Genomic DNA, 26,037 nt, shown 5'->3' with positions numbered 1-26,037 from the left:
AAATCAAATAGTTAATTAATTCAAGGACTAAGCCTCTTATGGGGTTTAGTCCTTTTGTGTAAAAGGAGTATAAATGACAACATTCCAACTCAGGCTCAAAGCCAAAGATGAACTCACTCCCCACTCAACGGCTCAATATTGGCGAAAATGCCAAGTAGAAGAGCTGTTTGATATGCCGTTTATGGATTTAGTATTCAAAGCGGCACAAGTTCATCGGGAAAATTTTGAACCGAATGCGATTCAGCTTTCAACTTTACTTTCAATTAAAACAGGCGGTTGCCCTGAGGATTGTGAATATTGCCCGCAATCTGCCCGTTATGATACAGGCTTAGAAAAACAAACGATGTTGGATATTGAAACCATCATTGAAAAAGCCAAAATAGCCAAAGAACGAGGGGCAAGCCGTTTTTGTATGGGGGCGGCGTGGCGAGGGCCGAAGCCAAAAGATATTAAAGTAGTCTCTGAAATTGTGGGAGCAGTAAAAGCATTAGGGCTAGAAACTTGCGGCACCTTTGGTATGCTTGAAGAGGGAATGGCAGAAGAATTAAAAGAGGCTGGATTAGATTATTACAACCACAATTTGGATACCGAACCTGAGCGTTATAATCAAATTATCCACACCCGTAATCACGAAGACAGAATGGATACGCTAGGCAAGGTGCGTAATGCTGGCTTAAAAGTATGTTGTGGCGGTATTGTGGGTATGAATGAGAGCCGACCTGAACGAGCAGGCTTGATCGCAAGTCTTGCCAACCTTGACCCTCAGCCTGAAAGTGTACCGATTAATCAGCTGATTAAAGTAGAAGGCACACCACTTGCCAATGCTGAAGAGCTGGATTGGACAGAGTTTGTTCGCACCATTGCGGTGGCAAGAATTACAATGCCACAGAGTTTTGTTCGCCTTTCGGCAGGAAGAACGGCAATGCCAGAGGCAATGCAAGCTCTCTGTTTTATGGCTGGGGCAAACTCTATTTTCTATGGCGATAAATTGCTCACCACAGAAAACCCAGAAGAAGATTATGACCGTAAGCTGATGGATAAATTGAATTTGTATCCATTACAGTATGAAGAGAAAAATTAAGGCATTACAAGCGGTTGTCTTTTTCTAAAACTTTGCAAATTGCTTTTATTATTGGGCGGAGCTTGTGTCCGCCCATAGCTAATTACACCGCATCATTGCGTATAGAAACCATCACTTGGTCGATTTTGAAATTGTCGGTATCAATAATTTCAAACTTATATTTATCCCATAACACAAAATCGGTTTTCTTTGGAATTTTGCGTAAAATATACATCATAAACCCAGCGATAGTTTCATAGTTTTCTGCATTAGGGAACTCGGCAATATCTAAAGCACGCATTACATCTTCTAGCGGTGTTGCTCCATCAATCAGCCAAGAGTGTTCATTACGCTGAACAATCTGCTCCTCCTCATTAGAAACCAATTCGCCCATTACAATGCTCATTACATCATTAAGCGTAACAATACCAACTACTAACGCATATTCATTCACAATAACTGCAAAATCTTCGCCTGTAGATTTAAAGAGTTCTAGCACCTCATATAAAGAGAGCGTGTCCGGAATAAACAGCGATTTACGCAGAACCGCTGAATCCGTTAGTTTTACTTGCTTTTCTTGCAGGTAGAGTGTTAAAAGATTATGGGTTTCAACATATCCTAAAATTTTGTCGATGGATTTATCGCAAATTAATAGCTTGGAATGCGAGTTTTCTTTGACGGTTGCTAGCACTTGTTCCCGATTGAACGTTTGATCCAAGAACACAATATTCTCACGAGTTGTCATTGTGGAAGTAACGGTGCGTTGCTGCATTTCAAAGATATTTTCAATCAAATATTGCTCTTGCTCTTTTACAATCCCTGCTTGAGCTCCAGCATCAACTATCGCAAAAATATCCTCAGAAGTCATATTGTCTTCTCGAATAGTTGGCACTTTAAATAGCTTAAAAATGAAATTAGCGATAGTATCAAATAACCATACCAACGGCTTAAATACAATGATAGAAAAGGTCATTATGCCGATTGTTCTTAATGCGATCTTTTCAGGATTCGCCATTGCCAATCGTTTAGGGATAAGATCGGCAAATAGAATAAAAGCTACCGTAACAATAATAAATGCCAACCAAGAGCTTGCACTTTCAATCCAATCTACTTGGCTATATTGAGCAAGAACAGAATAGACAAACGGGCTAACAATACTTTCGCCAATTACCCCGCCTAAAATTGCCACCATATTTAAGCCGATTTGCACAACAGTAATAAAGCGTCCGGGGTGTTCTTGAAGTTTTAGCACCTGAGATGCTTTTAAATTTCCTTCATTTGCTAGTTGCTGAAGTTTCAGTTTTCTTGCACCTGCCAATGAAATCTCGGCAGAAGAAATGATTGCACTAATGATAATAAGCACAATCAACATTAAAATTGCTTCAAATAAATTCATAATATTGCTCTTTTTAGTATGTATAAAGATAATCGAATCTAAATAAAATTTTAGATATATTTTATCACTTTTGCTAAAAGTGATCAGCTAAATTTTATTTTTTGTTTTTATATTGTTTTCTTTTTTTTAATTTTTGTTAAATTTAATTTAATTCAATCTGGTTTTTTGATTTAAGTCTATTTTTTTTAATCTTTTTATTGTTGTCTAATATCTATAGTGGTAAATTTTCCACATAGCTAATAGGCTATTTTTATCATCACTATGATGAAGTTTGATTTTAAGATGTATTTAATAAAGAGGTGTATTATGTTACACAAATATCACATAGAATATTTTCCAGATAAAGGAAAAAGTCTTATGGCTCATATTAGAAGAACTAGACATATTATGATGCCTGCTTGTCGTTCTTGCTTCCATTTCTCTTATTTCCAGTCTCTAAATTCAACAAATCCAACAAACAGGGTTAATCTGTCTATTAAAAGATAGTTATTAATTCTTACTGTAAATAAATCTTAACTTATTCCTTTTCTTTTTAGAAAAGGAAGTGTGTCTATTTATTTAAATAAATATATCTGATTTTATATCCATATCATTTTACAAGCATTTTAGATTGTCTCTGTTGAATATGTTTGTCAAAGTGGTATTGGTAGAGTGTTTCTCGTTATTAATAAAAAATAATGAGAGGTTTCTTATATTTTAAATAATGGAGTTAGTTATGTTACATTTAAAAATTGCATATAGTTCATTAGTTCAACCTTATTTTCATACAACAAGAGAGTTAGTTGCTATTGAGAAAACTGATTTTACAGATGTCGGTGCTATAGTATTAAGCACAGAAGACATTCATCAATATATTGATAAAATTCTAGCAAAAGAATTTAATATCCCCATATTTGTTGTAATCGAATCAGGAAAAATATTAGATCCAGGATACTTTAATAAAGTTTATCATATACAAGATCTTAACAATTATGATATCAATCTATATAGTCGTCAAATTGAAACTGCTGCACATCTTTATGAAGAGAAAATGCTACCTCCATTCTTCAAGATGTTAAGTGAGTATGTTGAAATGGGTAATACTGCATTTGACTGCCCTGGACATCAAGGTGGTCAATATTTTCGTAAGCACCCAGCCGGTCGTTTTCTTTATGATTTCTATGGTGAAAATATTTTCCGTTCCGACATTTGTAACGCAGATGTGAAATTAGGGGATTTATTAATCCATGAGGGAGCTGCTTGTGATGCACAAAAACATGCAGCACAGATGTTTAATGCAGACAAAACTTACTTTGTTCTGAATGGGACCTCTTCTGCAAATAAAGTTGTTACTAATGCATTGCTTTCTCCTGGTGATTTAGTTCTATTTGATCGTAATAATCATAAATCTATTCACCATGGTGCATTAATTCAAGCTGGAGCTACACCAATTTATCTTGAAACTGCTCGTAATCCGTTTGGCTTCATCGGTGGGATTGATAGCCATTGTTTTGATGAAAATTATTTAAGAACATTAGTTAAAGAGGTCGCGCCAGAGAAATTAAACCAGAGACGTCCATTCCGTTTGGCAGTAATTCAGCTTGGAACATATGATGGTACTATTTATAACGCTCGCCAAGTTATCGATAAAATTGGCCATTTATGTGACTACATTCTATTTGACTCGGCTTGGGTTGGGTATGAGCAATTTATTCCAATGATGAAGGAATGCTCTCCTTTATTATTAGAGTTAAATTCGAATGATCCAGGGATTATTGTGACCCAATCTGTTCATAAACAACAGGCGGGATTTTCTCAAGCTTCGCAAATCCATAAAAAAGATAAACATATTAAAGGTCAACCGCGTTATTGTAATCACAAGCGTTTTAATAATTCCTTTATGTTACATGCCTCAACAAGTCCATTTTATCCATTATTCGCAACATTAGATGTGAATGCAAAAATCCAAGGAAGTCCCGCAGGGCGCCGTTTGTGGCTAGATTGCGTTAAAAATGGTATTGAGGCCCGTAAATTAGTCCTTAATTCCTGCGAATTAATTAAGCCTTTTATTCCTCCATATGTAAAAGGTAAAAAATGGCAAGAGTATTCTACCGATGAAATTGCACAAGATCTTGAATTCTTCAAATTCCATGCTGATGATTCTTGGCATAAATTTGAGGGATATACAGAAAATCAATATTTTGTTGACCCATGCAAATTTATGTTAACCACTCCTGGAATTAATATTCAAACCGGTGAATATGAAGAGTTCGGTATCCCGGCAACGATTCTAGCTAATTATTTACGTGAAAATGGAATTATTCCTGAAAAATGCGATTTGAATTCAATTTTATTCTTGCTCACCCCTGCTGAAACATTAACTAAAATGCAAACATTAGTAGCACAAATAGCATCTTTTGAAAAACACATTAAGCAAGATTCATTGCTGAAAGATGTTTTACCGACTGTCTATGCTAATAATGCAGAACGTTATAATGGTTATACTATTCGTCAGTTATGCCAAGAAATGCACGATTTGTATGTCTCTTATGATGTAAAAACATTACAACGTAATCTATTTAGAAAAGCGACATTACCTTCATATGTAATTAATCCTAAAGATGCCAATATTGAATTGGTTCGAAATAACGTTGAATTAATTCCATTAACTGAAATTGTTGGGCGTATTGCAGCCGAAGGGGCATTACCTTATCCGCCGGGAGTTATTTGTGTGGTACCTGGAGAAAAATGGAATGAAACTGCTCAGCAATACTTCCTTGCATTAGAAGAAGGTATCAATGCCTTACCAGGCTTTGCCCCAGAAATTCAAGGGGTCTATTTGCAAAAAGATCCTGATGGACGCACACGTGCTTATGGTTATGTTTTAATTGAAAAATAATGATTAATTTCAGAGGTGCGGTATTTCACCGCACTTCTGAAAATCGATGAGGAAACTATTATGAGTACAAATACAAATAAAATAGGTGTTGTACAACTCACTATTATTACAATGGTTAACATGATGGGCTCTGGTATTATTATGTTACCAACTAAATTAGCTGAAATTGGAACAATTTCTATTGTTTCTTGGTTAGTTACAGCTGTTGGTTCTACCGCTTTAGCATATGCTTTTGCACAATGTGGTATGTTTAGCAAAAAATCAGGGGGAATGGGCGGTTATGCGGAATACTCCTTTGGTAAAGCAGGCAATTTCTTAGCTAACTATTCTTATGGTGTATCACTATTAATTGCTAATACGGCAATAGCAATTTCGGCTGTGGGTTATGGTTCAGAACTTTTTGAAGCATCATTATCTCCAGTGGCTATTGCTATGTGGACTGCAATTACCTTATGGCTGGCAACAGTACTAAATTTCGGTGGGGCAAGAATTACTGGAAATATTAGTTCATTTACTATCTGGGGGGTAATTATTCCTGTTGTAGGTCTATGTGTTATAGGCTGGAAGTGGTTTGATCCTGATCTTTATATTAGTTCTTGGAATCCACACAATGTTCCTACATTTGAGGCAATCAGTGTATCCATCTCGATGACATTGTGGGCATTTTTAGGATTAGAGTCTGCTTGTGCTAATACAGATGTTGTTGAAAATCCAGAGAAAAACGTACCGATTGCTGTGCTAGGGGGAACATTAGGAGCTGCAGTAATTTATATTGTTTCAACCAACGTGATTGCTGGTATTGTTCCTAATTTAGATTTAGCAAACTCTACAGCTCCATTTGGATTAGCATTTGCTCATATGTTTAATGAGACAGCTGGTAAAGTTGTAATGGGATTAATGGTAATGTCTTGCTTTGGATCTTTATTAGGTTGGCAATTTACGATAGCACAAGTATTTAAAAGTTCCGCAGAGGAGGGATATTTTCCACCAATTTTCAAAAAAGTTACAATCAAAGAAGCTCCAGTTATCGGTATGGTAATAATTACAGTAATTCAAAGTGGTTTAACACTAATGACTATAAGCCCTTCTTTAAATAAGCAGTTTAATATTTTAGTAGATCTAGCAGTAGTAACCAATGTAATTCCATATCTATTATCTATGGCGGCATTAATGGTTTTACAGAAAGTAGAGAATGTACCTGAAAATAAAGCAAGAATAACAACCTTTGTTGCCTTTATAGGTTCATTGTATAGTTTATATGCACTTTATGCAGCAGGTGAACAACCTATGCTATATGGCTCTATTGTTACTTTTATTGGATGGACATTATATGGATTTGTATCTTATAAATTTGATATGAAGCCTACACACTAAAATAAGATGTATAGTTAAGTCAAGGACTGTTATGATTTAGTCATAACAGTCCTTATTATTTATATATAAAATTCCTTGTAATAGTATTTTATAGACATATAAATTATATAATAAAATCTGCACCTTAATCAGTTGGCTTACTCCAACTTTTAGCGTGCAAATCAGATTTTGCTTTATAAATTGATTAATGATTAAAACGGTTGTTTACATATATCTATAAAATGTAAATAAAAAACACCTTTTAAATCAATTGGTTATTAAAAATATTTAGATTTAAAAAATAAATTTGTAAATATAAACAGCAATTTGCATAGTTTTTTACACTCTATTTTGACACTTTTATTTGTTGATATTTTATACTTAAATTTGCAAAAATGTGAGGAATTTTATACACTCTTTCAAACTGAATAACAGCTTCTATTGACCTTATGAGATACCATCAAACCTTCATTTTAAGCTTCATTTCTTCAGCGCTAGCAACCACCGCTTTCGCTAATACGCTTGATACTCGATTAAGCGGCATAGATGCTGCTCAACAACAGCGCCAGCAACAGCACCAACAGGCACAAGCCGAACAATTACAAAATCAGCCCGATATTCGTCTCGATACATCTTCCTATGAATTACGTTTACTCTCTCATACTGAATCACCCTGCTATCCTATCCATCAAATCACACTAACTGATTACGGTTCTTCTACCCCACAAAGTCAATTCCAATGGGCGTTCGATAAGGCGGCTAAATCGCTCCGTTTGACGTTGCCGCACTGTTTCGGTGGCGAGGGCTTAGGCATTTTGATGAAGCAAGTGCAAAACGAAATTATCGGCAAGGGTTATGTAACTACTCGGGTGGTAGTGGAAGAGCAAGATTTGCGTTCAGGAAAGCTCGTACTAACTGCCATTCCTGGAAAAGTACGTAATACGATTGTAGCGGATAGTGGCAATGTACCTCGTTTTACGCGCTTACATGCTCTTACGGCTTTAACCTTTGATTCGGGTGACTTACTCAACATCCGAGATATTGAGCAATCCCTTGAAAATTTAAAACGTGTGCCAACCGTCGAGGCAAATATTGAAATTTTGCCGAGCGAAAGTGATAAAGCGGAAGTGGGAGACAGCGATTTAAAAATCAGTTATAACCAAGCTTTCCCGTTTCGTCTAAACTTAGGACTGGATGATGCTGGCTCGACTTCAACAGGAAAATGGCAAGCCAGCGGCACGCTTTCTATCGACAATATTTTCTCGGCAAACGATCTTTTCTATGCCTCTTTCACACACTCAATTAAACAAAAAGGCGATGACCGTGGTCGTCGAGCCAGTAAAAATTTCACGCTCTATTATTCCGTGCCGTTCGGTTACTGGAATTTAGCCTTTTCCCATAATCAAAGCCGATATCATCAAGAAGTCTTTGGGGCGTTTGATAACAGTTACATCTACGCTGGTGAAAGTGATACGGACAAACTCACGCTCTCTTATCTACTCTATCGAGATGCGAAACGTAAAACGACTGTTTCAGGCTCTCTCTGGTCTCGTCAATCACAAAACTATATTGATGGTGCAGAAATTGAGGTGCAAAAACGCCGAATGGCGGGTTGGGAAGCCGGATTTAATCATAAAGAATATTTCCCGACAGCCACATTTGAACTTTCCGCAAATTTCAAACGGGGAACCGCGGCTCGTGGTGCGTTATCTGCACCGGAAGAGCTATTTGGCGAAGGCACTTCTCGCCCTAAAATCATCACGGCAAGTATGAGTTTAACGAAGCCTTTTCAATGGGGAACACAATCGTGGCAATGGCAAACTAGTGTGAATGCTCAATGGAATAAAACGCCACTGATTGCCCAAGACCGTTTTTCGATTGGTGGGCGTTATACCGTGCGAGGTTTTGACGGCGAGCTTTCCCTTTCAGGTGAACGTGGCTGGAACTGGCGAAACGAGCTAAGTTGGCAATTTAGCCCAAACCACGCTTTTTATTGGGCAGTGGACGGTGGTCGAGTATCCGGCTGGTCTACGGAAAATCAACTCGGGCATCACCTAATGGGAACGGCAATCGGGTTACGAGGTGGTGTAAAAGGGTTTAGTTACGATGTATTTATGGGCAGACCGATGCGTAAACCAGAAGGGTTTAGAACCTCTGATGCTGTTGCAGGCTTTAATATCGGCTACAGTTTTTAATTCATTTTTCGGGTAAGCCAAATTTGGCAAATTTAAGGATTAAGTATGAACAAACAATGTTTTCGCGTGATTTTCAGTAAAACTTTACAGCGTTTAGTGGTGGTTTCTGAATTAGCAAAATCTGAAGGTAAATCAAGTGAGTCTTTATCAAGCGGTCAGATTTTGCAAAAAATCTGCAAAATGCGACCGCTTGTCTTTAGTCTATTCTGTGCTTTGGGTTTTGTTGCCTTTTCAGATAATGTGCTTGCGGAAACCTTAATTATTCAAGCTGACAAATCTGCCCCGAAGAATCAGCAGCCGATTGTACTCCAAACTGCGAATGGATTACCGCAAGTTAATATTCAAACACCTAATGATAAAGGGCTTTCTCACAATAAATACAGCCAATTTGATATTGCAGAGAAAGGGGCTATTCTCAATAACAGCCGGACCAATACGCAAACCCAGCAAGCAGGTATGGTGCAAGGCAACCCCTATCTTGCCCGAGGTGAAGCGAAAGTCATTTTAAACGAAGTTAATTCCAACAAGCCTTCGGTGATGAAAGGTTATGTGGAAGTTGCAGGTAAAAAAGCCGATGTGATTATTGCCAACCCAAGCGGATTGCATTGTGAAGGTTGTGGGATTATCAATTCTGATCGCGCGACCTTTACCACAGGTAAGCCCGAAATCAAAAACGGTCAAGTCGATAATTTCAAAGTTGAAGCCGGTAAAGTAAAAGTCACTGGTAAAGGCTTAGACAACAGCCGCGTGGATTACACGGAAATCATTGCCCGAGAAGCCGAGGTAAATGCAGGAATTTGGTCGAAAAAAGAGACTAAAGTCATCACAGGTAAAAACACTGTCAAGCGGTCAGAAACGGACAAAAATTTGCAAATTATCAGTACAAAACAACCGCTTGCAGGGGAAGCTAAACCCCAAGTGGCAATCGATGTGGGCGAGTTGGGCGGGATGTACTCCGGCAAAATTCACTTAATTGGTACAGAAAATGGCGTGGGAGTGCGAAATGCCGGACATATTGGGGCGAGTGCAGAGACGCTAAAAATTGATAGCCAAGGGCGAATTGTCAATAGCGGCACACTTAATGCAGCTAAACCAGTTACTTTAACGGCAAGTCAAGGGATTGAAAACAAAGGCAAGATTGAAAATAAACAGGGCGATATCACGCTAAATACTGCCGCTGATATTAAGCAAGACGGCTCTATTGTGGCACGAGCCGGCAATATTGAGAAACGAGCAAAGCAATCCATTACCCAACAAGGCGAAACCGTAGCAAAAGGTAATGTCTCCTACACGGCTCCAAGCGTTACTGCTACCCCTTCGTCATTGATTGCCGCTGGTGTGGATGTTAAAGATACCTCACAAGGGGAAGTTCGCACGCTTGAAAACCAATCTGCACAAGGTAGATCAATTCGTGTTACCACCAACAAGAAAGCCACTTTACAAGGTAAAAATGTGGCTTCGGGCAATATCAATGTCAGCAGTGCGGAAGCTAATTTAGACCATAGTCATACTTCTGCTGACGCCGTTAAAGTCAATGCTTCACAAGGCAAAATTCAGGCTAACAATACAACCTTAATTGCCAAAACAGAATTAACTTTAACCACACCAGCTTCTCTTGAAACGCAATACAGTGATGTAAAAGCGGAAAAAATCACGACCAAACAACGCTCATTGAATACAAAAGGGGCAACATGGGAGCAAACAGGCACAGGTGAATTAACACTTGATGTGGCAGATACCTTACAAAATAGTGGGGGTACTTTTAAAACCCAGGGGGATTTAACCGTTAATGCTCAAGGTATGGATAACCAACAAGGGCGTTTACTTGTGAAAGGTAAGCTGACGGTAAATACTAACAGTGGTAAGATTGATGCTACACAGGGAATATTGTCGGCGGAGAAAGATATTTTCATCAATTCAGGGAAACTGATTAATGATGCTGGTTTAATTCAGTCTAGCCAAAATGTGGCGATAAATACTCAAGGACAAAGCCTCTCTAATCAACAAACACTGACTGATAGTCAAAATAAAGGCATTGTCGCGTTGGGGCAGTTAGATATTCAATCGTCTCATTTTTCTAACCAACAGGGGCGAGTGATCAGTGGTAAAAGCCAGACGCTCAACACAGCGGATCTCAACAATCAACAAGGTTTTATTTCTACCCAACAAGCTCTCCGTTTAGCGGCTTCCAACCTTGAAAACCATCAAGGTGTTATCTCCTCAACAGATAATGCGACACTGGCTATACAACATCATCTTACTCAAAAATCAGGCAGGATATTGAGTGATGCTTATCTTTCCGTGAGTGCAGCGACATTACAAAGTACTCACCAAAGCCTCTTTTCAGCCAATCAACTTGATATAGTAGCTCAAGGTATGTCAAATAAGGCGAGTAAGCTACTGGCAAAACAGAGTGTAACAGTTTCGAGCCACGAACTAGATAATACAAAAGGTGAGATAAGTAGCCATCAAAGTACTGTTAATATCGATACACATCAACAAAAACTCAATAATAACGAAGGTAAGATCCGCTCAAAATCGACATTAACGCTCCAAAGTGGTGAGCTGGATAACACAGAAGGTGCAATTCACAGTGAAGATGATATTGTACTAGATACGCATTATCAAGCCTTGACCAACCGCAATACCCTTTCGCCAGAGAAAGGAATGATTGCACTGGGTCAATTAACCGTGAATAGTGCTGCCGTTGTGAATCAACGAGGGTATATTGCAAGCCGTGATGTGCTGAATCTAAACGCGACAGCGATAAATAATACCCAAGGTTTAATCAAATCCAATGAGGCATTAGAACTTGCTGCCCAGTCTGTAAAAAATGACAAGGGCATTATTTCGGCAAAAACTGTTGCCAATATTAGCGTAGCCAACCATTTCACCCAACAAGCAGGGCAAATAGGAGCAAGTCAGCTTACCTTGAATGTAGGGCGTTTAAACAGTGAAAATAAGAGCTTAATTTCTGCTGATAGTGCTGAGATTCAAGTTTCAAAACACTTTAACCATCAGCAAAGTCGTTTAAATACTGTTGGGAATTTAACTATTCACAGCCAGGAGCTAAATAATCTACTGGGGGTAATCAACAGTGTGAGTGGTCATATCACTATTGATACCCTGCAACAGCAGTTGAATAATACTCAAGGGCAAATAACATCTAAAGGTAACCTTGGGATAAATTCAGGAAGATTACAAAATCAGGCTGGTTTGCTTTATAGCGAGCAAAATATCACGATTAATACTGATGGAAAAACATTAAGCAACCGACAAACACAAGGTCAATATCAAGGGATTTTAGCCCTTGGCAATTTAACGGTGGATTCAGGTAAACTAGATAATACTCAGGGCGTGATTTCAGTCAACTCCGCTCAATTGAATAGTTCGGAATTAATCAATCGTTTAGGTCGCTTACAAAGCAACGAAAATTTATCCCTAACCAATCAACACCTTGAGAACAGTAATGGGGTAATTTCAGGTGCACAAAATGTCACCTTAACGGTCACAGAGATGTTGAAACAAACCGCAGGTCAAATTGGTGCAGGTACATTAACCATCAATGCAGGGGCGATCCTATCGACGGAAAAAAGTGTTATTGCAGCCGATAACGCTACATTGTCTGTTCAACGTAATTTAGCGAATACGAAGAGTGAAATCTCAGCAACACAAGATCTAACGATCGCTAGCCAAAATATAAAGAACCAACAAGGGGTGCTATTAGCGGAAAAAGGAAATTTAATTCTTGATTCGCAAAAACATCAGATCAATAACTTAGAAGGTAAAGTCGTTGCAGGTAAAAACCTGTATGTGGAAAGTGGTACTTTAGAAAATCAGCAGGGTTTAATACAAGGTATTGCGAATCTTACCTTAAATACTCACGAGCAACGCCTGCATAACAACTTGGGTAACATTATTAGCCAACAGGCGTTGTCGATTATTTCAGCTGATCTAAACAATGAACAAGGTCATATTCAATCAGTTCAAGGTGCTGATATTCAATTGCGTTCTGCTACGCTTTCTAACCAAAAAGGCGTGATAACCTCCCGTGATAACTTACATTTAACAGCAGGTACGGTTCATAATGACAATGGGATTATAGATGCGAAAAATATAACGGCAAATCTCGCCAATCTTTATCAGCAAAAAGGAACGATTCAAGCTGATGAATTACTGAATATCACCGCAAGCGGTCAGATTTTCTCAAAAAATCGCAGCCAAGTAACTGGTAACAACATTACAATGATCTCGGCAGGTCAATTAGATAATCAGCAAAGTGAAATCATTGCGAAACAACATACCGCTATTCATAGTGGTCAGCTCAATAACAATAATGCTGCATTAGTCGCAGAGCAAGGCAAGCTTGAGATTAACACCAACCAACAAAGCCTTACTAATCAACAAGGCAAATTAAGTGCGGGTGCGAATTTGGTGATTCAAAGCGGCGAGTTGGATAATCAACAAGGCTTGATACAAAGTCGTCAAGATATGCTTATCAATACCCATCAAGGTAACTTAAATAACCAACAAACTAAAGTTACTGAACAGAATAAAGGGATTATTTCACTGGGCAAATTGGCTTTAACAACACAGCAACTGTTCAATCAACAGGGTTACTTATTAAGTCAGCAAGCACAAAACTTAATCTCGCAATCTCTTCAAAATGATTCGGGTGTGTTGGCTTCCCTTGATTCACAAACCGTGACGGTAAACGAGAATATCCACAATGTTGCAGGGAGAATCAGTAGCCTCTCAACAGCAATCTCAGCTCAAAACATAGATAACCAAGCAGGTTTATTGCAAGGTACGGAAAAGCTTTCAGTTCAATTGCGAGGTGACTTAAATAATGAAAAAGGGCAAGTGAAAGCCAAAGATCAACTCAGTCTAAAAGCGAATGAAGTCAATAACCGAGAAGGGAATATTCGTGCAACGGAAGGTAGCCTATCACTTTCTGTGTTATCAACACTAGATAATACTCTTGGTCATATTACTGCGAAACAGCAAGCGACTATTGAAGCAAACGCTCTAAACAATCAACAAGGTGTTGTGTACAACGAGCAAGAGTTGCTTCGCCTCAATATTAAGCAAGCCCTTGATAATTCCAAGGGCAGAGTGATTAGCAAAGAGGCTCTGTCAATTAAAAGTGACTCCCTCACCAATCAACAAGGGACGCTCTATGCGGAAAACCGAGGTAATGTTCAGGTGAATGGATTACTGGATAACCGGCACCTTGGCAAAATTCACGGTTTAGGCGAAATGGCGATTCAGGCTAATCAAATAGATAACCGTGGCGGTGAGATTCGCACCAAAGATACACTGACTCTCAATGTTAATCGCGACATTAATAATCAGAAGGTTAGCAAATCAGGTTCGTTTATTGAAAGTGGCAATGTATTAAATATTAATACAGCAATACTCAATAACCGTGATACAAAGTCTGAAAGTGAAAATATGACGCAGGGCATTTTAGCTACAGCTCTTACGCTTTCAGCACAGATTGTGGATAACCAGCAAGGGAAAATACATAGTCGCCAGCAAAGTAATTTGCAGATCCAAGATAGCTTAAATAACCAACAAGGTGAGGTGACTGGCAAGGGCGATATTGCAATTAAAGGTAATGCATTACAGATAAACAACCAACAAGGGCGGTTACAAGCAAAAAATGCATTGACGATTTTGGCTGATGAAGTTACCACTAATGGCCATATTGAAGGTGGTGATATTAGCATTACTCAGAAAAAGGATTTTGTGACTGGAAGCCATATCAATGCCAACCGTTCACTGGCGATTAGCATTGTAGGAAATCTAACGAATCAACATCATCTTTATGCCGATGAGAGTGTAAGTTTAAATGCAAATCAGATCGCCAATGGTGAAAATGGGCGAATCAGCAGTGCTAACACGCAGATTACCGCAAAAGGTGATTTAACCAATGAGGGGTTAATTAACAGTGTGAGTGTTGATGACAATGCTCAGACCGTGATTAAAGTAGGCGGGCGTTTAACCAACACAGGCAAAGGTCGAATTTATGGTGATGATATTGCCCTGCAGGCAGATAAATTTGAAAACAGCGATAAAGATTACGGCAACGGCGAGATTCTCTCTGCGGTGGTGGCTGCGCGTGGACGTTTAGATATTGGCGCACGAGAAATTGAGAATAACACCGGCTATTACCTTTCGGATAACCAAGTGGGGGCAACTCTTTTCAGTGTGGGCGATATGAGCTTTGGTCGCCTCTTAAATGGGCATCATCAAGCAGAAGGGAAAGCCGAAGTATTACGTAATAATAGTAGTGTGATTGAATCTGAAAGCCGTATTCGTTTTGGGGTGGATAAGGTTTATAACAATAATACGCATTTTACGGTAGCACACGTTAAAAACGGTGAAAAGGTAACTGAGATTACGAAAGTTTCGGAAAACCCACTGAATGAAACCTATATCATTCCAATGCACCGAGACAGCCGAGGTAATTTACCGACTTATTATAAGAATGACAAAGGAGAGGATTTTTCAAAAATTTCCTCAGAATATAAACATATCCCAATGGAGCTACTCCGCTGGGCAGGTTGGAGTCGTGCAGGGCAATTGGTTTATAACCTCAATAATATAGAACCTGCAGTTTTAAGTGCTGGCGAGACGATTCGTCCGGATATGTTATTAGCAAGTCGTAACCAAATGCGTTGCGATTCCTATTCTGATGGAGCAAAAAATTGCACCTATATTCCTGCCGGAAACTATGGGCTTGATAGCCCAATCTGGACATATGCCGGTGTTTCTGCGCCAAGTAGACCTTCACCGACTTTCTCTTTTGATGAGCTTGCTTCACAAGGTTACAAAGAAGAAGATTGGTTTAGTCTTGCTCCTAAAACCAATGAATTAGATATTTTCAACGTACCGGAAGAGCCAGGCGTAGCACCGGAAAAACCGGTACGTTTGGAAAATGAGAGCGAAGCAGATTTCCAAGTAAGAATGGATAGCTATCAGCAAGCTTTATCGACTTATACCAAAGCACAGAAAAAATGGGATTATTACCAAAACCGTATCAAACCTTATAACGATTGGGTGGAAGAGAATGAAGCTATTCTTGATATGGTAGATAAAAAAATTGAAGAACATAACCAAAATTTAAGTAAAGCTTTGGGGCAGCAGTATTTTCGTGATTTTTGGCAGATAACCCTTAAAAATCGCCGTGAAGACGAAAGCAAAGTTTTGACGACTGTTGCTGGGCAAATTATTGCTGGCGGAAATTTAGAAGCCAATAGCCAATCTTTTGTGAATAATCGCAGTGTGGTGATTGCCGGTCAAGATATGTTGCTCGAAAATAAAATTAAAAATGAAGATGAAGAGGGTTTACACCGCGTTACCGATACGGGCGATAAAGTCTTTACTTTCGATAAATGGCGAGGTGGTTTTAAACGTTACTTCCAACGCAAGTGGGAAAATAGCGGAGACTACACCCGCATTATCGAAACGCCATTTGATATGCAGATTTTCCGAGTGGAAGAAAATGCGAATTATACGGCAAATAAACAAACATCAGACAAGCTCAAGGAAGAAACTAAACACCAGCTTTCACTGAGTAATGTGAGTGTGAACAATAAGGCACTCTCTTCAACAGATGGTGTTGGGCTTGGTGCATTAAATGGTGAAGGTTCAGCTCATTTTACACCGCTAAGTGGTAATGCTCGCCAAGTTGATACTTTAGATGTATGGTCGGGTAAAGGGCAGCAGGTTGAATTGCAAACCGCTGATGGTCAATTAGAGGCTTTCCGAGCTTTAGGTGATACCACATTAAATTCATTGAGTACACAATCTAGGGTATCTCAAGAACCTCGCACGCTTGAACGTATTGCACTCAACAAGCACCAAGAAGTTCGTAGTATTCAGCCGAATTTAGTGATTCCTCGGAATGTGCTGTATCGGGTGAATGCAAGCCCGAATAGTCAGGTACTCATTGAAACCGACCCTGATTTCACTAATCAAAAACGGTGGTTAAGTTCTGATTATATGTTTAATGCTCTCCGTTACGAGCCAAACCAAACCCAAAAACGGTTAGGTGATGGTTTTTACGAGCAACGTTTAATCCGTGAGCAGATTAACCGCTTAACCGGTAGACAATTCGTGGGCAACTACACAGACTTTGACTCTCAATACCGTGGCTTAATGGAAGCAGGAGTAACATTTGCCCAAAAATTCAATTTACGCCCTGGAATTAGCCTTTCACCAAGCCAAGTGGCACAGCTGACAACGGATATTGTATGGTTGGAAAGTGAAAGTGTCACCTTACCGAACGGCAAAGTGGAAAATGTGCTCGTGCCGAAAGTGTATGCCTTAGCCAAAAAAGGCGACATTATAGGCAATGGTGCGTTGCTTTCGGGTAACAAGGTGATTCACAAAGGCGGCGATTTTATTAATAGTGGCACAGTAGCAGGTAGAGAACTGGTGCAGTTTGACAGTGATAGCATTCGTAACAGCGGTAATATCAGTGGTGGTGCGATAGTGGGTGATGTGCAAGGAGATATGGAGAATCTTGGCGGGACGATTGAAGCCGACCGAGCGATATTACTTAACGTAGCTGGTAACTTTAAGCACACAAGTCAAACGCACACGACATCGGTGAATGAGCGAGGCTACCAACGCACCGACACGACTGTGGGTCGCAAAGGCTTACTGCACGTTAAAGGTGAGAACGGGTCGTTACAAATCCAAGCGAATAACATCAATCTTGCAGGGGCGGATATTATTAATGACGGTCAAGGTCAGACATATTTATCTGCAAAAAATCAGTTAAATCTGACCGCTTTACAGGTGGGTTTTGATGAGAAAATGGGCGGTGGCAACCACTACCGTAATGAAGCCGTGCAAGGGGTTGAAATCAGCCGAGTGCAAGGCAAGGGTGATGTAGTGCTTTCGGCGAAAGATATTTATAGCGAAGGGGCAGCGTTAGAGTCGAAGCAACGTTTAGCCTTGTTAGCGGAAAATGATGTGGTGTTAGGTTCAGCCAGTACCTCAAGTGATTATGTCGAGTACCACCATACGAAAAGCGGTGGGGCGTTGGGTAGTTCGAAGAAAACGAGCTTAGATACGGCTCAACGCAGAACTCAAGTTGGCACCAAATTAGGTGGTGAAAATATTCTTGTGTCTGCTGGCAATGACCTAACCGCCCAAAACTTGCAAGCCATAGCGGATAATGATTTACAGCTACAAGCGGGGAATAACGTTACGATTTCTGCCGATACCAACTACTTTAAAGAGACGCATTTTGAGCAAAAATCGAAGTCTGGCGTATTCTCAGGTGGAGGCATTGGCATTACCTTTGGTAAAAAATCAGAAACCCACGAAAGCGAACAGGAAGGTTGGACGCAAAGCCAAGCTCGCAGTACGTTAGGAAGTCTTTCAGGCAATATTACGGTGAAGGCGGGTAATCACGCCCATATTTCAGGTACAGATTTAATTGTTTCGAAAGAGCTAGATAAGCAGATTTTAGTGGAAGGCAAATCAACCTATATTGGGTCGAGCCGAGACGAACTGAGTTCAACAGAACGGTACGAACAGAAACAATCGGGCTTGACAGTTGGATTTAGCTCAGCGGTAACGGACGGGGTGATGGCGACAAAACAGGCACTAAGTCGTTCAGGGGAAGTAAAAGATGAGCGTTTAAGCCAATTACTGAAAGTGAAAGCGGCGAATGAAGCTTATGAGACGGCACAAAAAGCGGCAAAAGTGATTGATGCCTTGAACTCGACAGACAATCTTTCAGATAAACTGGCGAATAGCGATGCTAAACTTTCAGCAAGTATTGGCTCAAGCAAATCTGTATCGACCAGCCACAGCCAGCAAACCACACACAAAGGCAGTGAACTGGAGGCGGCGAAAGTGATTGTGCGAGCAACGGATGGCGACACCACCATTGAGGGTTCAAAAATCAATGCCACCCATACCGAGCTAGAAGGTGACAATGTGAATCTGCTTAGCACAACAGACACTCAAACCAACCGAAGCGACAACAAAAGCAGCAGTTGGAGTTTGGGCGTGTTTATGGGTAAATCGCAAGGCTCTACCGGCTTTGGCGTGGAAGGTGCAGTAAATGTCGGCAAAGGGCATTCTAACAGTGATTCCAAGGTGCAAAACCTGACTGAGATTAACAGCGACAGCCTAAAAATCAAAGCTAAAGAGACGACTACTCTCAAAGGTGCGGTGGCGAATATCAACCATTTAGAACTTGATACCAAAAATCTGCATATTGAAAGTGTACAAGACACAGAAAAATATGACAGCAAACAGACCCAAGGTGGGGTAAGTGCCTCCTTTGCTTGGGGAAGCGGTGGCAGTGCATCAGCACAATTTAGCCAAAACAAAGCGAAAGTGGACTACGCTCAAGTTGCTCAACAATCGGGCTTTAACATTCAAGAAAGCTCTAAGATTAACGTGGAAGAAAACACGCATATCAAGGGTGGTATTATCCACGCCCAAGGTGACAAAGCAAATCACCAAATGAAGACAGGCACGCTGACTACTGAAAACTTAGAAAACCGTAGTGATGTGAAAGTAAGTGCCATCAGTGCAGGGCTAAGCACAGAGATGTCCAAAATGGCAAGCTCAGCGGTGGGTGCGGCATTAAGTGCCTTAGGTAATATGCGTGAAAGCGAACGCAGCCACACGAAAGCAGCGATAAGCGATAACATCAATCTCACGATTACCGATAGTGAAACCCAAAAACAGAAAACCGGCAAAACCGCCGAAGAGACAATAGCAAGCCTGAACCGAGACACCGCAAACGCCAATCAAGCGGTGGAAAAAGCGGATTTATCTGCAATTCAGGAAAAACAGGAAACGGCACAAGTTATTGGCGAGCTTTCTCAATCTTGGACAAACCGCTTAGTGCAACCGCATTTAGAAGAAGCCAATAAAAAACGGCAAGAAGCGGAGCAGCTCGAAAAATCCGACCCACTGAAATCGGCTCAACTGAAAGCAGAAGCCCAAGCGATTGAGGCAGAATACGGCTTAGGCAGCAATCTACAAATGGGCATTCGTGCAGCGACAGCGGCACTACAAGGCTTAGCAACAGGTAATGCCAACCAAGCGGCAGTCGGGCTGCTCTCCCCTTATGCGAATAAGCTGATTAAAGAGCAAACAGGTGATAACACCGAAGCCAATTTAATCGCACACGCTGTGTTAGGAGCAGTGGAAGCCCATATCACGGGTAACAATGCTGCAGCGGGTGCGTTGGGAGCGTTCACGGCAGAAGCGGCAGCACCATACTTAATGCAAGCCCTTTATAATACGGACAAAGCCGAAAATCTGACGGACGGCCAAAAACAAAACATCGCAAACCTGAGTCAAATTGCGGCTGGGTTAGCTGGTGGAGTGACTGGGGATAGCACGGCAGACTTTATCTCAGGGGCTGAGATTGGGAAACGGGCGGTGGAGAATAACTACTTGCTCGTTGATTATTCTCAATTAAAAGGCCTCACAAAAACTGACACCGAACAGGGACAAAAAATCAACGAGAAGCTAGAAAAAGCAGGTGTTGAAAGTATTGATAAATATGCAGAACAGTATCGTGCTTGTGGAGATAATTCGGACTGTCAAAAACAAGTAATTGATGCTGAAATGAAGGCAATTTCTCGTTCTTATGACATTATTAATGAATTGGCGAAATCGGGTGAATTAAGTAAAAATGACATTGATTTTATTCAATCTACCTTAGTGCCTAGAGCAAGAGGAGCATATGATTCTAAAACAAAAGATGAAGCCACTCTGGTAGTTTATCGTAGTGGCGATTTAGAAACTTTTGCGAAATCTGAACAGCGTTTGGCAGAGGCACGTTTTAGCGCTCAACTAAAATCATGGGTAGATCAAGGTTTAACTGATGAACAGATCCAACACAAATTAGAAAATGAACCTTTAGCGATTGCGTTATCAACGGCGGGTCCGAATGTAGGAGGGAGACAACCTTCGGGAAGCGGAATGGGTGTTCCAACATTTGCAAATGCAAGGCAGACACTATTACAGATCAGAGCTTTGAGTAAACGAGCGAGTGATTTTAGTGTGGAAGTACCGAGTACGATTTCAGCTAAAGATCGTCAGGTAAATATTTCCGAACCTCAAAACTACGGGTTATCTGAAGTAAAATTTAAAGGCGTTGTTTTGAATGATTTTAAAGGTGCTAATAAAGAATCATTAAACAGATTTAATCTTTTTTTATCTAATACAGTTGAAACAACAACGGGGAAAGGTATTCGTAATGCTACAAAACCACCAGAAATTTCTATTGAATCTGATTGGTTAAATTTAACAAAAGGAGCCAAAATTACAGAATATTCTAATGGTAGAAGAGTGGCAAAATTTGAATCAGGGGAACAAGCCGTATTTAGACCAAGTAAAACAGGTCCTATGACAATTGAACTACAAAGACCAGATGCCAAAAAAATTATTGAGGTGCGTTATGCTCAGTGATAAGCCTTGGTATGATATGTTCCCTTCAGAATTTCAGCTAAAAGAAAGAGATTTTATGTTATCTAAAACAGAAGTGAATGATTTCTTGTTATTTTATAGAAATTTCGTTGATCTTTTTGAAGGCGATTACAATCATAAATTTATAAAGGAGAATTTTCATTTTTTTGATTTCTTGGAATTTGATTATGAAAATGAAAGCAATATGGATAATTATGTGGCGGAGTTGTTATTATCATCTAAATATATTTATTCTTCACCTTTGGTTTTTTCTAATGAGGATTTTAATTGTATTTTATTTGAATTTAAGCCAAGTGCAATTACCAAGGTAGATAGTAATCTTCAAGATTACAATAGAATTTTTGGCTCTATGGTTTCTGATTATAGTGGTATTTTTTTAGTTACCCCAGTTGATTTTTCTTATGTATTGATAGTTAAAAATGGACATTATGCGCTAAGGTTTCATTGTAAAAAAAACATACATAAAAATAGATTTAATGATCTATTTGAAGACAAAATTGATATGTATGAATATGATAAGAAAGAAATTATAAACATTCTAAGTAAAACATATGAAAATATTTACCTAGGTGGTCATCTAACCAATATTTAAATACATAAGATATTTAGTGTGGAAGTACCGAGTACGGTTTCAGCTAAAGATCGTCAGGTAACGGTAACTGAAACTGTAGGTTATGGTAAGGGAACAACCAATCTAAGGGTTTCTACTGGGGCTGAGAATGTGGCTTTATATCCAAAGCTAAAAGAACAATTAAAACTGGAAAATTTAAGTAATATAGTTTCAAAATCTCCAATTCTTGAACATGCTGCTTTTGGGAAAGGAAATTTAACAGTTAAAGGAACTGTAACGAAGAAAGAAGTTGAACGTTTAGCTATTGAATGGATCGGTGAAAAACCAATACTAACTAGCAATGGAGGAATGATTAGTTCTGATGGGACAAGGCGTTATAGACCTGCCGACATTAAAAAGAATTCAAAATATGCAGAAAGTGGTGTTCAAGCAAATTTTGAGAGAGGGTATACAGATAGTTCTGGTAAATTTATTTCTGAGAGTAATTTACATCTAAACATTAAGAAGGATTAATTATGCAAGCAGAACTTAAATTTATAGATTTTAATGGGTTGATAGCAACAAAAGAAGATGCTCAATTATTAATGTGCAATAAAGTATATTATTTACCATTATGTTTGGCGATTGGGGAAAAAGATGTTGTTGGTTCGGATTATTTTTATGTGGATATTTATAGTGTCAACTATATAAGAGAGAAAAGGATATTATTAGGGTCGAAATCTATAATTTCTTCTTTAGATGATTTTGATGAACTACAAAAAGAAATAGAAAATATTATTTCTTCTATTGAGGGAGAAACTTGGAATGATATATTAAAAAAATTAAGAGAGTTATTTAGATGGGAGTATGAAGACCATCAATTTGTATCTATTTAAATTTTATCTGAGTTTACAGAAGACCAGCTTGTCGGAGCTGCTTAGGTGTTGCAGAGCAATTTAATAAACGTTATCCAAATATTAAAGTTAATATTTTTGATAATAATGGTAATTTGATTAAGCCTTAGAAGAGAGTAAATGATGAGTAGAGTTGATTATAAAACATTAAAACAATGGTTTTTGGATGATGCCTATATTTGGTGTCAGCGCAGGTTTGAAAAAGGAGTTATTAAGGAATGGGAGAATGAGTTTAATTAGTGGGGGGGCATTAGATAGCTTTAGTGAAAGCTTTGAACTACCGATAGAAAATTTAATGATAGATGTTATTTTCATCATCACAAATGCAGGTAGGCTAAAGAGAAGTCATAAAATTGTTTTAAATAGAATAAATGACTTTTTGTTAAAACATAATTTGAATGAGTTAATTTCTTTTTTAGGAGAAGAAGAAAGAGAAGATTTTTTGTATGATTTAAATTTAATTTTAAATAATAGAAAGATTGAGTAAATGTATCCCGATAGCACTAACGTCCATATCAGCGCTGCTTAATATAAATTGCAAGCGGTGAATTATGTTAAGTATTTTGCGAATTTTAGAAAAGTAAATATGAATAACATCCATCAAGTTATTTTCAACAAATCCACTCAACAATTCTTTGTGGTTTCTGAACTTGCTAAATCAGCCGGAAAGCCCAAAGCGGTTTCTGCTGGTTCGGTGAATATTGTTTCTATTTTGCAAAATTTTTCTGAAAAAAGACCGCTTGGCACAACAGATACCCAAACCAACCGCTCAGATAACAAAAGCAGCAGTTGGAGTGTGGGTGTGTTTGTGGGTAAATCGCAAGGCTCTACCGGCTTTGGCGTGGAAGGGGCGGTGAATGTGGGCAAAGGGCATTCTAACAGTGATTCCCGTGTTCAGAACCAGACCGAAATCAACAGCGACAGCTTAAGCATTAAAACCAAAGAGACGACCACTCTCAAAGGTGCGGTGGCGAATATCAACCATTTAGAACTTGATACCAAAAATCTGCATATTGAAAGTGTACAAGACACAGAAAAATATGACAGCAAACAGACCCAAGGTGGGGTGAGTGGCTCGGTGGCGATTTATGGTAGCGGTTCAAGTGCTTCGGCACAATTTAGCCAAAACAAAGCGAAAGTGGACTATGCTCAAGTTGCTCAACAATCGGGCTTTAATATTCAAGAAAGCTCAAATATCAATGTGACTGAAAATACCCATTTAAAAGGCGGTATTATCAATGCCGAAGGTGATAAAGCGAATCACCAAATGAAAACCGGTACACTCACCACGGAAGCGATTGAAAACCGAAGTGATATCAAGGTAAGTAGTGTAAGTGCAGGTGCAAGCAGCGATATGGGGCAAATGGCAACAGCTGCAATCGGCGCAGCATTAAGTGCATTGGGGAATATGAGTGAAAGCGAACGCAGCCAAACCAAGGCAGCGATAAGCAGTAACATCAATCTCAGCATTACCGACAGCGACAAACAACAGCAACTCACAGGCAAAACCGCCGAAGAAACGCTCCAAAGCCTCAACCGAGACACCGCAAACGCGAATCAAGCGGTCGAAAAAGCCGATTTATCTGCAATTCAGGAGAAGCAGGAAATAGCTCAGGTTATCGGCCAATTATCGGTTTCTTGGACAAACCGCTTAGTGCAACCGCAGTTAGAGGAAGCGAATAAAAAACGGCAAGAAGCCGAGCAGCTCGAAAAATCCGACCCACTGAAATCGGCTCAACTGAAAGCTGAGGCAAAAGCGATTGAGGAGGAATACGGCTTAGGCAGCAATCTACAAATGGGCGTTCGTGCGGCAACGGCAGCACTACAAGGCTTAGCAACAGGCAATGCCAACCAAGCGGCAGTCGGATTGCTCTCCCCTTATGCGAATAAGCTGATTAAAGAACAAACAGGTGATAACACCGAAGCCAATTTAATCGCGCACGCTGTATTAGGGGCAATTGAGGCATATGCCACAGGCAACAATGCGGCAGCAGGTGCGTTGGGAGCGTTCACGGCGGAGGCGGCGGCACCTTACTTAATGCAAGCCCTTTACAATACAGACAAAGCCGAAAATCTGACGGACAGCCAAAAACAAAACATCGCTAATCTAAGCCAAATTGCGGCTGGGTTAGCCGGTGGAATGACTGGGGACAGCACGGCAGACTTTATCTCAGGAGCGGAGATTGGAAAGAGGGCGGTGGAGAATAATTACTTTGATCTAGGAAGTGCATTAAAATATCCCGAATATGTCTCACCTTTAGCGTTGAAATCTGAAGGTGAAGAGATAAAACAAAATATTGAGATTGAAGCTAATAAACTAGCAGCTGAGGAAATTGTTGATACAGCAGATAAATATGCACCACACTATATATCTTTCAATGGGGTAGCATATGGAATTGGAGCTAAATCAGTAGTTAATCTTAGAAATGGAGATGTAGTTTCAGGTTGGGTCTTTACCCCTGTTTCATTACCAAATAGGTTTGGTGTGTCTGCTAGTGCAAACTTAGGGTGGATAGTCAACCTAGATAACCAAGATATTAAAGCAGCAGATGGAAGCCGAAGGACTTCTAAAACAATATCTAGCGTCATCGAAGGAAATGCTATTGGTGTTAGCGGTTGTTATACAATCTGTGCAGGCTATAGCCAAAACATACCTGATAAAGGAGCCAAGAAATATCATTCTTTTGAATTTGGTATTGGTCGTGGTGCTAGTGGTGGAAGTATAAACCAAGAAAGAACCTATAGAGTGGGAAATATCATCGGTGGTGAGCAATGAGATATTCCTATTTTAAAATCTTAATTCCAATATTTATATTATTGGTTAATGGTTATGTCTTTCTTAGTGGAGCAGCAACGGAAAACCTTGAGATAGAGGGAGAAACAAAACATATTTATCGTACATTAACAAAAGAAATTGTAAAGATGAACGGAGAGTATAGCCATTTTGGCGGACAGGTTATTAGAGGATTCACTTTAGAAGTTACTTTCGAACCTTCTGAGGAAAACAATGAGGCTGTCATTATTCGTAGAATTGAAGATTTAGGATTTATCTTTAAAAGAATGGGAAATAATCCCCCTTATATTTTTTGTAAAGGTGAGAGCGGTTTTCTAATTTCTAAAAAAACTATTTTTAGAATAGATTATGAGAAGAAGATGGCGAGTTGTGTGAATTAACCCCCGATATTTACAAGCGGTTAGTTTTGTTAGGTAT

Annotated in this window: 13 protein-coding genes and 1 pseudogene; 13 read left to right on the top strand and 1 reads right to left on the bottom strand. The window is 39.4% G+C overall.

Annotation, left to right across the window (positions count from 1 at the left end; translation table 11 throughout):
• Positions 1–73: 73 nt before the first annotated feature.
• Positions 74–1,081: a biotin synthase BioB gene (bioB, locus tag ACERCG_RS03795; RefSeq protein ID WP_373610750.1), complete on the top strand. Its 1,008-nt coding sequence runs from the start codon at positions 74–76 to the stop codon at positions 1,079–1,081.
• A gap of 82 nt (positions 1,082–1,163) precedes the next feature.
• Here the strand turns inward: bioB and ACERCG_RS03790 are convergent, their stop codons facing one another.
• Positions 1,164–2,456 (bottom strand): hemolysin family protein, encoded by a 1,293-nt coding sequence (locus ACERCG_RS03790; protein WP_373610749.1) that lies wholly within the window; start codon positions 2,454–2,456, stop codon positions 1,164–1,166.
• A 261-nt stretch (positions 2,457–2,717) separates the two neighbouring features.
• On the opposite strand from ACERCG_RS03790, the gene speFL reads away from it, so the two are divergent.
• From speFL to ACERCG_RS03730, 12 genes and pseudogenes are all read left to right on the top strand, one after another.
• Positions 2,718–2,942 carry a leader peptide SpeFL gene (gene speFL, locus ACERCG_RS03785; protein WP_373610748.1) on the top strand — a complete coding sequence of 75 codons (225 nt, stop codon included), beginning with the start codon at positions 2,718–2,720 and terminating at the stop codon, positions 2,940–2,942.
• A 229-nt stretch (positions 2,943–3,171) separates the two neighbouring features.
• The gene (gene speF, locus ACERCG_RS03780; RefSeq protein ID WP_373610747.1) at positions 3,172–5,334 is read left to right on the top strand and encodes an ornithine decarboxylase SpeF; all 2,163 of its coding nucleotides are present in this window, start codon (positions 3,172–3,174) and stop codon (positions 5,332–5,334) included.
• A gap of 60 nt (positions 5,335–5,394) precedes the next feature.
• The gene (gene potE, locus ACERCG_RS03775) at positions 5,395–6,708 is read left to right on the top strand and encodes a putrescine-ornithine antiporter (RefSeq protein ID WP_373610746.1); all 1,314 of its coding nucleotides are present in this window, start codon (positions 5,395–5,397) and stop codon (positions 6,706–6,708) included.
• A gap of 428 nt (positions 6,709–7,136) precedes the next feature.
• Positions 7,137–8,882, top strand: a complete 1,746-nt coding sequence (locus ACERCG_RS03770; protein WP_373610745.1) for a ShlB/FhaC/HecB family hemolysin secretion/activation protein — start codon at positions 7,137–7,139, stop codon at positions 8,880–8,882.
• Positions 8,883–8,927: 45 nt separating this feature from the next.
• Positions 8,928–21,344 (top strand): hemagglutinin repeat-containing protein, encoded by a 12,417-nt coding sequence (locus tag ACERCG_RS03765; protein ID WP_373610744.1) that lies wholly within the window; start codon positions 8,928–8,930, stop codon positions 21,342–21,344.
• Positions 21,334–21,954 carry a hypothetical protein gene (locus ACERCG_RS03760; RefSeq protein ID WP_373610743.1) on the top strand — a complete coding sequence of 207 codons (621 nt, stop codon included), beginning with the start codon at positions 21,334–21,336 and terminating at the stop codon, positions 21,952–21,954. The genes ACERCG_RS03765 and ACERCG_RS03760 overlap by 11 nt, the downstream gene beginning before the upstream one ends.
• A gap of 18 nt (positions 21,955–21,972) precedes the next feature.
• Positions 21,973–22,446: a hypothetical protein gene (locus tag ACERCG_RS03755; protein ID WP_373610742.1), complete on the top strand. Its 474-nt coding sequence runs from the start codon at positions 21,973–21,975 to the stop codon at positions 22,444–22,446.
• A gap of 2 nt (positions 22,447–22,448) precedes the next feature.
• Positions 22,449–22,808, top strand: a complete 360-nt coding sequence (locus ACERCG_RS03750) for an Imm8 family immunity protein (protein WP_373610741.1) — start codon at positions 22,449–22,451, stop codon at positions 22,806–22,808.
• 32 nt (positions 22,809–22,840) lie between these two features.
• Positions 22,841–22,936: pseudogene (locus ACERCG_RS03745) on the top strand (hypothetical protein); the annotation flags it as partial.
• Between the two features lie 116 nt (positions 22,937–23,052).
• The gene (locus ACERCG_RS03740; protein WP_373610740.1) at positions 23,053–23,313 is read left to right on the top strand and encodes a hypothetical protein; all 261 of its coding nucleotides are present in this window, start codon (positions 23,053–23,055) and stop codon (positions 23,311–23,313) included.
• Positions 23,314–23,412: 99 nt separating this feature from the next.
• On the top strand, positions 23,413–25,602 hold the full coding sequence (locus ACERCG_RS03735) for a hemagglutinin repeat-containing protein (protein WP_373610739.1): 2,190 nt from the start codon (positions 23,413–23,415) through the stop codon (positions 25,600–25,602).
• A complete protein-coding gene (locus ACERCG_RS03730) occupies positions 25,599–26,000 on the top strand; it encodes a hypothetical protein (protein WP_373610738.1) in 402 nt (133 codons plus the stop codon). The genes ACERCG_RS03735 and ACERCG_RS03730 overlap by 4 nt, the downstream gene beginning before the upstream one ends.
• Positions 26,001–26,037: the final 37 nt, after the last annotated feature.

This window comes from Mannheimia sp. E30BD, from assembly GCF_041807785.1.
Classification (GTDB): domain Bacteria; phylum Pseudomonadota; class Gammaproteobacteria; order Enterobacterales; family Pasteurellaceae; genus Mannheimia.
This window is presented reverse-complemented; position numbering and strand designations above follow the sequence as displayed.